Origin of the sequence: Desulfosoma sp. (genome assembly GCA_037481875.1) — a bacterium.
Taxonomy (GTDB): domain Bacteria; phylum Desulfobacterota; class Syntrophobacteria; order Syntrophobacterales; family DSM-9756; genus Desulfosoma.
The window spans coordinates 17,683-30,062 of the sequence record JBBFKY010000012.1 but is presented as its reverse complement, the minus strand read 5'-3'; the positions used below and the strand labels follow the sequence as shown (position 1 = coordinate 30,062).

General features: G+C 55.2%; 9 protein-coding genes. 7 read left to right on the top strand and 2 right to left on the bottom strand.

Features of this window, described 5'->3' with window-relative positions:
• Positions 1-14 precede the first annotated feature (14 nt).
• Complete coding sequence (locus WHS46_13435; protein MEJ5349677.1) at positions 15-689, bottom strand: hypothetical protein; 675 nt, start codon at positions 687-689, stop codon at positions 15-17.
• Positions 690-1,077: 388 nt separating this feature from the next.
• Between WHS46_13435 and WHS46_13430 the strand changes: the two genes are divergently transcribed.
• The 6 genes from WHS46_13430 to WHS46_13405 all read left to right on the top strand — a co-directional run bounded on the left by WHS46_13430 (position 1,078) and on the right by WHS46_13405 (position 9,492).
• Positions 1,078-1,914, top strand: a complete 837-nt coding sequence (locus WHS46_13430) for a nitroreductase family protein (protein MEJ5349676.1) — start codon at positions 1,078-1,080, stop codon at positions 1,912-1,914.
• A gap of 419 nt (positions 1,915-2,333) precedes the next feature.
• Positions 2,334-5,375 (top strand): FAD-dependent oxidoreductase, encoded by a 3,042-nt coding sequence (locus WHS46_13425; protein MEJ5349675.1) that lies wholly within the window; start codon positions 2,334-2,336, stop codon positions 5,373-5,375.
• A 226-nt stretch (positions 5,376-5,601) separates the two neighbouring features.
• Positions 5,602-6,039, top strand: a complete 438-nt coding sequence (locus WHS46_13420; GenBank protein MEJ5349674.1) for a hydrogenase iron-sulfur subunit — start codon at positions 5,602-5,604, stop codon at positions 6,037-6,039.
• A gap of 14 nt (positions 6,040-6,053) precedes the next feature.
• On the top strand, positions 6,054-7,166 hold the full coding sequence (locus WHS46_13415) for a Coenzyme F420 hydrogenase/dehydrogenase, beta subunit C-terminal domain (protein MEJ5349673.1): 1,113 nt from the start codon (positions 6,054-6,056) through the stop codon (positions 7,164-7,166).
• 34 nt (positions 7,167-7,200) lie between these two features.
• The gene (locus WHS46_13410; GenBank protein ID MEJ5349672.1) at positions 7,201-8,139 is read left to right on the top strand and encodes a methyl viologen-reducing hydrogenase; all 939 of its coding nucleotides are present in this window, start codon (positions 7,201-7,203) and stop codon (positions 8,137-8,139) included.
• A gap of 3 nt (positions 8,140-8,142) precedes the next feature.
• Positions 8,143-9,492 carry a Ni/Fe hydrogenase subunit alpha gene (locus tag WHS46_13405; GenBank protein MEJ5349671.1) on the top strand — a complete coding sequence of 450 codons (1,350 nt, stop codon included), beginning with the start codon at positions 8,143-8,145 and terminating at the stop codon, positions 9,490-9,492.
• 182 nt (positions 9,493-9,674) lie between these two features.
• Here the strand turns inward: WHS46_13405 and WHS46_13400 are convergent, their stop codons facing one another.
• Positions 9,675-10,403, bottom strand: a complete 729-nt coding sequence (locus WHS46_13400; GenBank protein MEJ5349670.1) for a tetratricopeptide repeat protein — start codon at positions 10,401-10,403, stop codon at positions 9,675-9,677.
• Positions 10,404-11,047: 644 nt separating this feature from the next.
• Here WHS46_13400 and WHS46_13395 point away from each other — a divergent pair.
• A complete protein-coding gene (locus tag WHS46_13395; GenBank protein MEJ5349669.1) occupies positions 11,048-12,235 on the top strand; it encodes an FprA family A-type flavoprotein in 1,188 nt (395 codons plus the stop codon).
• Positions 12,236-12,380 lie beyond the last annotated feature (145 nt).

The window sequence follows — 12,380 nt, the reverse complement described above, 5'->3', positions numbered from 1 at the left end:
TTTGAGGATGCCGCTCAGCCGAAAATGCGCAGGGTGCCCATAAGCGTGACGATAAGCGTGAAACCTATACCGATCATCCATTGTAACTGGATAAAGCGTTTGTCCATAGCTTCAAAGCGTATATGCATAGCTTCAAGGCGTTTGTCTATGGCATCAAAGCGTTTATCCATGGCCTCAAAACGTTTGCCCATAACTTCAAAACGCTCATCTATGGCTTCAAAGCGCCTCACCATGGCTTCAAAACGCTTATCCATGGCTTCAAAGCGCCTCTCCATGGCTTCAAAACGCTTATCCATGGCTTCAAAGCGCTTGTCGACCGCTTCAGAGCGAACCACTATCTCACGCTGCAAGGCCTCAAACCGGGCGTTCATTTCACGCTGCAAGGCCTCAGAGCGCGAGTTCAATTCACGCTGAATCGCTTCAAAGCGTTTGTCCATGGCTTCGAAGCGCTTTTCCGTTGCGTTGAAGTGAGCGATCTGGATTTCCCTAAGGGCTCGCAGCTCTTCCTCGACGCGCACAACCCTTTCCATAAGGGAAAGTTCTCGGGCGCGTTGTTCGTTTTCTTTGACAAAAGCAGCAACCCTTTGAGCCAGAATTTCATCGACTTTCTCTCGAAAGACTTGCTCGACGCTTTGGGCGATCCAATCCTTGACTTCCTTTTCACTCACAGAGGAACCGGAAAGGCTCATCGGGATGGCTCCTTCATTAGATTTGTTTGTGCAAAAATTTACCCTTTATTCGGCCGACTGACAAGGTCAGCCGAAAATAGAACCGGACCCGAAGATGTTTGTTGGCCCATTCAGGCACCCTCCTGTTGTCTTGGCGCACTGTATGCGTCTTACCGAGCTTTTCCTCGGGAGCACGGCCTTAAGGCTCGGTCTTTGTGCGGGCGGGACCACGGCGTTTCCAGCCGTTACCGGCCCTCAGGATGTCCTGTACGGCCTGCGGACCTTACCGGAACGCATTGCCTTGGGTCAACGAATCCCTTAGTCTTTGTCATGGCTTACAGATGCCTGTGGAAGGCTTCCAAAACCTGGGTTTATGGCCAAACAACGGTTCCCTTGTTTCATGGAGGACATGATGGCTTGGATTCGCGTGGACTTGGAAAAATGTCAGCGGGACGGACTATGTGTTCGTGTATGCCCTGTAGGCATTCTGGCTTTGGAGCCAACCTTAGGCCCTGTCATGCACCGCAGCATGGCTTCCCTGTGCATCGCCTGCGGCCATTGCGTGGCGGTATGCCCTAAGGAGGCTCTAGATCATGCCAAAGCTTCCCTTAAAGACCAAAAAGAACTGCCTCGCTTTCCCGTTCTGGACCCGGAAACGGCTCTGCTTTTCCTGCGCTCTCGACGCTCCATTCGCTGCTACCGCCCGGAGCCCGTCCCACAGCCTCTTTTGGAAAAGCTTCTGCAAGCGGCACGCTACGCCCCCTCCGGCCACAATTCCCAAGGACTCTCCTTCAGCGTGCTCACCTCTTCCGACGCCATGAACACCGTGCGTCTTCTTGTGGCAGCCTGGATGCGGCGCTTGGTGGACCAAAGATCGCCTCTCGCCGCCCAATGGCACATGAAAGGCATCCTTCGCGCCCTAGACCAAGGCCATGATCCCATTCTTCGAAAGGCACCACACCTCATCGTCGCCTCAGCTCCTCAAAGTCTCAAAGCCGCTCGTATCACCACCTATCTGGCTTTGGAATATGTGGAACTGTACGCCACCAGTCTGGGCCTGGGCACCTGCTGGGCCGGATACGTGCAGGCTTTTGCCATGGAATCTTCGGAATTGGCTAAAAGCTTGAAGCTTCCCGAAGATCACCGCATCACGGGCTGCCTTATGGCCGGCTTTCCCGACGTGACCTATCGGCGCCTTCCGGAACGCGATCCCTTACGGGTGCAGTGGGTCCAGGCCTTGGACTAAATTGTGCATTTTGTGCAAATTGTGCTTGCACAATCCACACATCTGCTGTAGGGTGCCTCACGCATCCTTACTGGAAAGTCCAAGCTCGTCTTCCTAAGGATGCGTGCAGGACAGGTTCGGGCGCGAGTTTTTCCTCTCCTTCGGTTTTCTGTGCATCTTCTTGTGCGTTCTCGTGTTCCGGGAAAAGTTGTCCGACGATGAGCAAGGCCGATCGTTTTCCTGGGCGTCGGGATCTTCGGCTCGCTGAAGATGCGAACGGAGCGCCCGCGCTCCCTGAGAAAAACCCGCTCTCGGACAAGCTTCGTAGGGGCGTTTTCGCCTTTTCATGACGAACTTTTGACCCGTATCGGTTCATGGAACAAGGGCCGTGAACTTTTTCCGAGATCTGTAAAAATTGAGGCAAACAGGGAGGACGACGCATGCAGGCACAGCCCATGGGATCCGTCATGGTGGTGGGAGGCGGTATCGCCGGCATTCAAGCCACGCTGGATTTGGCCGATTCCGGCTTTAAGGTGATTTTGGTGGAAAAATCATCGGGCATCGGGGGTGTGATGGCCCAATTGGACAAGACCTTTCCCACCAATGACTGCGCCATGTGAATCCTGGCCCCGAAGCTGGTCGAGGTCGGCCGCCATCTGAATGTGGAACTCCTTACCCTTTCCGAAATCGTCGACGTATCCGGATCTCTCGGGCATTTTCGTGTCACCGTGCATCAAAAGCCCCGGTATGTAGACATGGACAAATGCATTGCCTGCGGGCTGTGTGCCGAAAAGTGTCCGAAGAAAGTGGACGATCCTTTCAACATGGGCCGAGGTAAGCGCAAAGCCGCTTACATCAAGTATGGCCAAGCGGTCCCTTTGAAATACGCCATTGACGCGGACCACTGCCTTTATCTGACTCGAGGAAAGTGTCGAGCGTGCGAGAAATTCTGCCCTACTGGCGCCATCGATTTCCAAGACACCGCCAAAACCTTTACGCTGGATGTGGGGGCGGTCATTGTGGCTCCGGGATTTGAAGGTTTTGATCCCTCCCGCTTGGACATGTACGGCTACGGTCACATTCGCGATGTGGTCACCAGTTTGGAATATGAACGCCTTTTAGCTTCCAACGGACCGCACATGGGCCATCTGGTGCGTCCATCCGACGAAACGGAACCGCGGCGTATTGCGTGGATTCAGTGTGTGGGATCGCGCAACATTCATCACTGCAGCAACGCCTTTTGCTCCAGCGTCTGTTGCATGTATGCCATCAAGCAGGCTCTGGTTACTGCCGAACATTGCCATGGGTCGGATTTGCAGCAGACCATTTTTTTCATGGACATGCGCACCCACGGCAAAGACTTCGAGCGCTACCTCATGAACGCTCAATCACGCGGCGTGCGTTTTGTGCGGGCCCGCCCACACACCTTGGAATCCGGTCCGGACAACAAAGGCGCTTGGATTCAGTATTTGGACGATCAGGGAAGAGCTGTTACGGAATTCTTTGATCTTGTAGTCCTCTCCATTGGCCTAGAAGCCCCTCGAGACGCAGCTTCTCTGGCAAAAGCCTTAGGCATTGAACTGACGGATCATCGTTTCGCGAAAACTTCCGGATTCCAACCCGTGACCACCACACGAGCCGGCATTTACGCCACGGGTGCGTTTCAAGGTCCCAAAGCCATTCCTCATGCCGTCACGCAAGCCTCTACGGCGGCGGCGGAAGTCGCTCGTGCCCTTCACGCGGCTCGCGGTAGCCTCACGCAATCCAAAACTTACCCGGCGGAACACAACATTGACTGTGAAGCTCCCAAGGTGGGGGTTTTTGTATGTTCCTGCGGTATCAACATCGCCAACACGGTGGATGTCAAAGCGGTGGTAGAATACGCCAAGACTCTGCCTTATGTGGTCCATGTGGAAAACAACCTGTTCTCCTGTTCTGCGGACACACAAGCCTTGATCGCTCAAAAAATCAAGGAACTGGGTCTGAATCGTATCGTGGTGGCCGCGTGCACGCCCCGCACTCATGAACCCCTTTTTCAGGACACACTTCGGGAAGCGGGCCTCAATCCATTCCTTGTGGAAATGGCCAACATTCGGAATCAAAACGCCTGGGTTCACCAGCAAGAAGCCGAAAAAGCTACGGAAAAAGCTAAGGATCAGGTGCGTATGGCCGTCGCTAAAGCTGTGTTGAATGTGCCTGTGACCCGCCTCAAGGTGAACGTCATTCAAAAGGCTTTAGTCATCGGCGGCGGTGTTGCCGGCATGAACGCGGCGCTTTACCTGGCAGATCAGGGATTTGAAGTGATTTTGCTGGAAAGAGACCGGCGCCTTGGCGGCCATGCTTGGTATCTTTTGGAAAACGACCAGGGCGAGCCTGTTCGAGGCATGCTGAAAGAGCTTATCGAACGCGTGGAAACACACCCAAAACTCCAGGTCTTAAAGTCGGCTCGACTCAAGACCGTGCAAGGTTCCGTGGGAAGTTTTCGCAGCCTCGTGGAAGTCAACGGCCAGGAACAGGAGATCTTTTATGGTGCTGCCGTACTCGCTTTGGGCGGTCGCCCGGCTGAACCGGACGAGTATCTCTACGGCCAGGATCCTCGTGTGATGACTCACCTGCAGTGTGACCTTCTTCTGGATCAAGAGCCTTATAAAATCCGATCGGCTCACACGGTGGTGTTCATTCAGTGTGTGGGATCCAGGGAGCCGCGTCGCCCCTATTGTTCCCGCATCTGCTGCACGCACACGGTCAAGAGCGCCTTACGCATGAAGGCGCTGCATCCGGATCTGGATGTGTACGTCTTGTATCGGGACATGCGCACCTATGGATTGCGTGAGGAACTCTACCAAAAGGCTCGTTCTCAAGGCGTGCTTTTTGTTCGCTACTCCCTGGACGCTAAACCTCAGGTTTCGGCCACTCAGGAAGCCCTGCAGGTTGAGGTGCTTGACCCCATTTTAGAGAGAAAACTTCGTATAAAAGCCGACTACGTCGTTCTGGCCACCGCCGTGGAACCCAATACCGACACGGATGTGGTGGAACTTTTCAAGTGCAGCCTCAATGCCGATGGTTTTCTGAACGAGGCCCATCCCAAATTGCGGCCGGTGGATCTTTCCGTGGATGGTCTTTTTGTGGCTGGCTTATGCCATTATCCCAAGCCGTTGGATGAGACCATCGCCCAGGCGCGAGCCGCCGCCTCTAGAGCTGCCGTGGTGCTTTGCAAGGAAGAAATGGAGCTGGACGCCATCAAATCCTACGTGACGGATCGATGTGACGGCTGTGCTTTGTGCTTGGACGTGTGTCCTTATCGAGCCATTGTGCTGGAGGAGTTTGTGGAAGGATCCTCGAGACGCAAAAGAATCCGTACGGATCCTGCGTTGTGCAAGGGATGCGGGCTTTGTGAAGCCACCTGCCCCAAAGGCGGTGTCATGGTTCACGGATTCACCTTGGAACAACTGGAAGCCCAAATCGAGGCCCTGCTGGCCTGACACAAAGGCAAAACCTTGGAGGTGCGGACCATGTGTGCGCCCCTAAATCAACATGCTCTAGGGACGGACCGGTGTGTCCGCCCCTAGAGCAACCCTCTGTCGAGGTACACCGCGGTATTTGCCCATGGAGCAAATCCCTGGAGGGGCGGCCCCATGTGTCCGTCCAAATCACGGGACGGTCGACATGCCGTCTCTTTGGGCCCGTAAGCTCGAAAGGAGTCTAGCCATGAACGATTTTGAGCCTGTCATTGTTGGTTTTCTGTGCAATTGGTGCGCTTATGCAGGAGGGGATCTGGCGGGTGTGTCGCGTCTTCAATACCCGGCCAACATGCGCCCCATCCGCGTCATGTGTTCCGGCATGGTCCATCCGGAACTCATCACCAAAGCCCTCCTCAAAGGAGCGGACGGCGTTCTTGTCATGGGCTGACACCTGGGCGAATGTCATTACCTGGATGGTAATCACAAAGCCTTGGCCCGAAGCCACGCGGTTCGCATCGCTTTGGAAAACCTCGGAATCGACCCCGAACGTTTCGCCATCGAATGGGTCTCATCGGCCGAAGCCCCGCGCTTTGCGCAGCTGGTCACGCAGTTTACGGAAAAGATTCGAGTTCTTGGTCCCAACCCACTCAAAGGGCGCGAAGCCCTCTCTGCCCGGTCGGCCTGAGGGGAGGAACAAGCATGAAGACTTTTTTTCATTTGCTTCAGGAAGTCATAGAGCCGGGATTGTGTCATCGCTGCGGTGGCTGCGTCTCCGTCTGCACATCGGTCAATTACGGGGCCTTGGAAATCGGCCAAGACGGCCGTCCTCGCTACAAGGACGCGGACAAGTGTATTGAATGCGGCCTGTGCCATGCTGTCTGTCCGGAAATTGTGGAACTGGACCAGGAAACGCGCCACCGTTTGAGCTGGAGTGCTCCCATGGGCCGAGTGCTCAGCGCCGGCGTCGCACGGGCTATGGATCCGGAAGTGAGAAGGCATGCCACGGATGGCGGCTTGGTAACGGCTCTTTTGCTGCACTTGTTCCACACAGGCCATATCGACGGAGCCATCGTCACCCGATCGGTCGGGCGTTTTCAACGAAAGCCTTTTCTGGCCACAACACCGCAGGAAATTCTGGAAAGTGCCGGATTTTTCTTTGACACCAGCCACGGAATCGTTGGTCTGGGCGACGCCTACATGGCCAGATCCAGCATGGAAGCTTTAAGACCCCTTATGAGCAAAGGGCTTCGCCGAGTGGCGCTCGTGGGTACCCCTTGTCAGATTCAGGCTTTTAGGCGCATGGAAACTCTAGGGGTCATGCCTTCGGAATCGGTCGCCATTTGTCTGGGGCTTTATTGTTCCGGCAATTTCCTTTTCGATGAACCCCATCGAGAAGAACTGGCTCAGGCTGGCCAGTTTTCCTGGGACGAAGTCATTAAAATCAATGTGAAGGATACTTTTCGAGTCCACTTGAAGGACGGTTCCATACGCCGCTTGGATTTGCATGTCCTGGACCGCCTCAAACGCCATGCATGTCGGTACTGTGAAGACTACAGCGCTGAATTGGCGGACATTTCCTTTGGAGGTCTGGGGGCTCCAGAAGGGTGGACATCGTATCTAGCGCGAACGCCCAAAGGGAGAGCGGCCGAGCTGGACGCGAGAAGTCGAACTGTGGAAGAAATGGATCGGCGCCACGATTCGGCCTTGCCCGAAAAGGTTCTGGAGGCGGTGATGCGGGCTTCGTTGGAAAAGCGTACTCAGGCCAAAGAGCATCGCCGGGAATTGGGCACGCGCTCAGGAATCTCTCAGTAAGATTCCGGATCTTGACCTTCAAGGAGGACTATTCATGCCTGTGACTGTCGCCAGCGAATGGCTTAACTCTTGTTCAGGGTGTGAAATCGCCCTGGTAGATCTGGGAGAACGGCTCCTGGACGTGCTCAATCTTGTGGAATTCGTTCACATTCCCGTGCTGTTGGACCACAAGTATTTCGGACAGACGGGAGAAAAAAAGCATGTGGACATCCCTGAAGCCCAGGTGGGGATCATCAGCGGGGGTATCCGTAACGAAGAACATAAAGAAATCGCTCTGCACATGCGATCTCGGTGTCAGATCATCATCGCTCTGGGTACCTGCGCCACACACGGAGGCATTCCGGCTCTGGCCAACAGTTTTCTCGTCTCGGAAATAGTGGAAAGATGCTTTACTACCGAAACCACCGACGACAATCCTCGAACCTTTGAAGCCCCTGTACCACCGCTCCTGGATGCCTGCTACGCTCTGGATGAACATATTCCGGTAGATGTGTACCTTCCGGGATGCCCCCCACACCCGGACCAGTTCTATGAGGCCCTGACGGCTCTTTTGCAAGGAGCAACTCCGGAACTTCCCACAAAAAGCGTCTGTGACACGTGCCCGACGGTGCGCGAAGGCAAAGGAAAGCTCAGCAAGCTTCGACGCTTTCTTCATAACCCTCATTACCGCAGCCCCGACGAACCTTTGGACAAAATGCGTTGCCTGCTGGAACAGGGTTTCTTGTGTATGGGACCCGTGACACGAGCCGGCTGTGGTGGAGACGCCAAGACTCCGCGGTGTCTGGCGGCTCGAGTGCCGTGTCGAGGCTGTTACGGGCCTGTGCGCCATGATGGAAATCCTATGCTGGAAATGCTCAATGCTCTGGCATCCAACGGCATCGATGTGAAATCACTTCCGGAATTCACTTCTCTTTTGCGCTTTGCCGGAGCGCACCGCCTGCTGAGGCCTTCACGGCAACGAAAGGAGAGCTAGGTCATGAGTCGTGAAATTCATATTCAGCCCATCACGCGCATCGAGGGGCATGCTTCCATACAGATTCAGTTGGATGATGCGGGAGAAGTGCAAAACGCCCGTGTCAATATCATGTCCTTGCGCGGCTTTGAAAAGTTCATCGAAGGTAAACCTGCAGAGGAAGTTCCTCGAATTGTGAGCCGCATCTGCGGCATCTGCCCCTGGATGCATCATTTAGCATCCAACAAGGCGGTGGACCGATGCTTTGGTGTCACACCGCCCCCGGCAGCCCAAAAGCTGCGGGAACTCATGCAGACCGTCGCCCATGCGGAAGATAAGCTCCTGCACTTTTTCTTTCTGGCGGCGGCGGACTTCGTGATCGGTCCCGATGCCGATTATTCGGTGCGAAACGTCATCGGTATCGCCAAAGCCCATCCGGAACTGGCACAGAAAGTGGTCCGCATGCGGCATCGAGCCAAAATGATTCTGGAAAAGTTTGCCGGCAAGGCCATTCATCCCATCGCTGGAGTGGTCGGGGGCTTTTCCAAGCCCATGCAGGAAAAGGATCGCCAGGAAATTCTTTCGGAAATGCGGGAACTTTTAGACTTTGCTTTGTTCACCCTGGATTTTGCCAAAACCAAGGTCTTTCCACCTTATCTGGAAACCATTCAGTCCTTGGGAGTCATTCGCACAGGGTTCATCGGAACCGTGGATGAAAATGGCGCTTTGAATCTCTACGACGGCCGTATCCGGCTCATGAAGCCTGAAGGCGATTTCGTGGACTTTGATGTTCAAGACTACGCCAATTATCTTGGCGAACATGTGGAACCTTACTCTTACGCCAAAATGCCCTACGCCAAAATATGGGGCGAAGGATTTTCATTGGACGAGACCAATCCTCGAGGCATCTATCGAGCCAATACGCTGGCTCGCATCAATGTGGCGGATCGGATCACCACGCCACGCGCCCAAGCGGAATTGGAAGAATTTCGAGAAAAATTCGGTCGTCCCGCCCAAGCCACGCTGCTTTACCACTGGGCTCGACTCATCGAGGAAGTTTACGCCTGCGAGCATGCCATTGAGTTGCTGGAAGACGAGAGCATCTGTGATCCGCATGTGCGGGCCGAAGTGGAACCTCGAGCCGGCCGCGGTGTGGGCAGTGTGGAGGCTCCCCGCGGAACACTGATCCACGATTATTCCACCGATGAAAACGGCAGAATCACTCGAGCGAACCTTATCGTCGGCACCACGCACAACATCGCCCCCATGAATCTGAGTGTCAAGCAGGCGGCTAAATCGCTCATTCACAAAGGTGTCGTGGATCAGGGACTACTGAATCGTGTGGAAATGGCTGTGCGCGCATACGACCCCTGAATTTCCTGCGCCACTCATCGCCTGGACGGCGATTCGGCAATCCAGATCACCATCCTTGATGCCGGCGGCAACCCCATCATCCGCCGGCCGGAGTCCATGCCCTTCTAAACCCTGAAAACGTAAGCCGCGGGGAAAGCCATGCCTTCATGGCTTCCCGCGGTTCGCTTTTTCAAAAAGGATCGTCAGCGGGGCGGGTCTTTGCGCTTGGGCTTGGGAAGTGCGATTCGAAAGATAAGAAAGGCCGGCAGCACAATCAGCCCCAAAAGCCCGATACGGCTTACCTGTTCCGGACTCAGGATATCCCCCCAGGTGCGAAGCACCCCCAAGGTCGGATCCAAGGTGGACGCTTGTCGGAAAGCTTCCCGCGCCGACAGCACATGACCGCGGTCGGCATAAATGTTCCCACGGACTGCAAGAACGCGGGCCATGGCCGCGGGATCGTCATGAAGAGCGAGCACCGCCTTCACATCCTGCTCCGCCTCCGCAAAGCGCCCCAATTCGTAGAACACTTCCGCTCTAAGGCTGAGCACATCGCTTCGATCGGCCTCCCACGCAACGGCTTGATTCAAATCGGCCAGAGCCTTTTCCCACTGCTGTCGCTTGATGGACACAAGAGCCCGAAAAAGCAATCCGCGAACATCGCGTCCTCCTTTTTCCAAGTAGGCGGTGAGGTCGGCGTCCGCTTCGTCAAACTTTCCCTGATAGTAGTAAATGGTACCGCGTTCCCGGAGGGCTTCCACCAAGCCGGAATCCAAGGCCAAAGCTTCGGTGTATAAAGCCACTCGACGGTACATGATGGAATCCTTGCGAGCTTTCTCGAAAAGATCCGTTGCCGTTTGCACGGCGTGACCGGCACTCAAACCAATGCAGAGGATAAGGGTTGCCGTGGTGATCCAGATGACGGGGCGCATGATAAGGTCCTTTCCAACATTCGTTAGGCGAGCGTGCATGTCCCGCTTCAACCTTGAGATCGGCATATCGCTTTCAAAACTTAAACCTTGTTGTTCCTGAAAGCAAGTTCCATGCCCAACATTCGCCGTGTTGCCGGTCGCTTCCGGAGCAGGCGCTCCGCCGAGGGACCGTTTCATGCCGCATCGCCCCCCACGGCTTGTCCCAGGGTGGGCTTGATCTGAAGGTTGGCCCCAGGAACTTCTCCGAGAAGTTAAAAGGAGCCAGGCCAAGACGTGTGGGCGAGGCGGCGCCTCGCCCCTACCTTGAAACGGCGAGAAAGCTTGCTATTGCCAGTTTTCGGACGGGCTTCTCGAGTTTGTTAAGAAAATTTGAGTGAGCTCTTTCGGGCCGGAGCGTAAGGGCACGGCGGCGCCCCTATTCTGGGCAGGAAAAACCATGGTGTCGCCGGTTCACAGACATACTCCAGGCCCCTTTTTTGAACCGCAATTGCCTGAAATGGCTCCTTTTGATTTCCCAGACTGGCTCACACACTCCGTTTTTTGTGCGTGCAAACGCCGTATCGGTGCTTTCTTCCCCATGGTCCATGTGTTATGAGGACGTGAAGCCGCCATGAGACCTGCACCTGAACGGAAAGGAGCTCCCCATGATTGGATCATCCACCGTAGCTCGCGACATTTATTGGGTCGGGGTCAACGACCGCGAAACCGATCTCTTCGAAGCCCTGTGGCCGCTTCCTTACGGGGTTTCCTACAACGCTTACCTCATCGTGGATGAAAAGATCGCCTTGATCGATGCGGTCAAAGGCCATTTTCTGGCCGAACACCTGCACAAGATTCGCGACCTTTTGCCTTCGGGAAGGACTCTGGACTACCTGGTCATCAACCACATGGAACCGGATCATACCGGAGCCATCGATATTCTTCGATCCGTTTTTCCCCAGATGACTGTTGTGGGAAACAAGAAAACCCTGGACATGCTTCAAGCCTTTTACGGATCCGCAAACACCTGCCTTCAGGTGGGCAACGGAGACATTTTGGACTTGGGAACCCACAAGCTCCAGTTCCATTTAACCCCCATGGTGCATTGGCCTGAAACCATGATGACCTTTGACACGACCACGGGTGTGCTTTTTTCCGGGGACGCCTTCGGTGGTTTCGGCACCGTGGATCAAGGCCTTTTTGACGACGAAGTGGACCTGGAGCTCATGAAAGGGGAAATGCTTCGCTATTTCACCAACATCGTCGCCCGATACGGCCAGATGGTGCTCAAGGCCATCGACAAGCTGGAAGCCTTGCCTCTGACCGTGGTGGCACCCACACACGGCACCGTGTGGCGCCGTAACCCTTCCCTACCTGTTAGCCTTTACGCCCGCTGGAGCGCTCAGGAATGCGACCCGGCCGTGGTGGTGGCCTATGGGTCCATGTACGGCAACACTTACCGACTTGCGCAAGCGGCGGCCCTGGCTTTGACCGAACGCGGTGTCACCCCTACGGTGCACGATATCGCTCGCACTCACGCTTCTTATGTGGTGGCAGACATCTGGACCAGCAAGGGATTGATCCTGGCTTGCCCAACCTACAATACGGGCCTGTTTCCTCCCATGGAATCCCTCTTGGCTTTCTTGGAAAACAAGCTTCTAAAGGATCGTCTCGTGGGGTTCATCGCCAGTTACGCCTGGGCAGGCGGGGCCAGAAAAGCCCTGGAAGCTTTCGCCCAGAGGTTGTCTCTGGAAGTGGTACCTCCCGTCGTGGAGGTCAAAGGGGCGGGAACGGCACAAGATCTGGAACAATGCGTCCTGTTGGCGTCCAACATGGCCGAGCGTTTGGCATAGACGACAGGTCTGGAAGCTAGCCGAGAACGACAAAGGCCCATCTATCGAAGGGCAATTCCCAGGAGGAGCCAGGCGGCGCCATGCCCCTAAGTCTCGGCCCGGAACGGCTCACTCTAAATTCCCAAGACTAGCCCCTAAGCATGGG

Excerpts from the sequence above, each read along its gene's own strand:
- WHS46_13405 (MEJ5349671.1), top strand. The coding sequence starts at position 8,143 with ATGAGTCGTGAAATTCATATTCAGCCCATCACGCGCATCGAGGGGCAT.
- WHS46_13415 (MEJ5349673.1), top strand. The coding sequence starts at position 6,054 with ATGAAGACTTTTTTTCATTTGCTTCAGGAAGTCATAGAGCCGGGATTG.
- WHS46_13410 (MEJ5349672.1), top strand. The coding sequence starts at position 7,201 with ATGCCTGTGACTGTCGCCAGCGAATGGCTTAACTCTTGTTCAGGGTGT.
- WHS46_13400 (MEJ5349670.1), bottom strand. The coding sequence starts at position 10,403 with ATGCGCCCCGTCATCTGGATCACCACGGCAACCCTTATCCTCTGCATT.
- WHS46_13435 (MEJ5349677.1), bottom strand. The coding sequence starts at position 689 with ATGAGCCTTTCCGGTTCCTCTGTGAGTGAAAAGGAAGTCAAGGATTGG.
- WHS46_13395 (MEJ5349669.1), top strand. The coding sequence starts at position 11,048 with ATGATTGGATCATCCACCGTAGCTCGCGACATTTATTGGGTCGGGGTC.
- WHS46_13430 (MEJ5349676.1), top strand. The coding sequence starts at position 1,078 with ATGATGGCTTGGATTCGCGTGGACTTGGAAAAATGTCAGCGGGACGGA.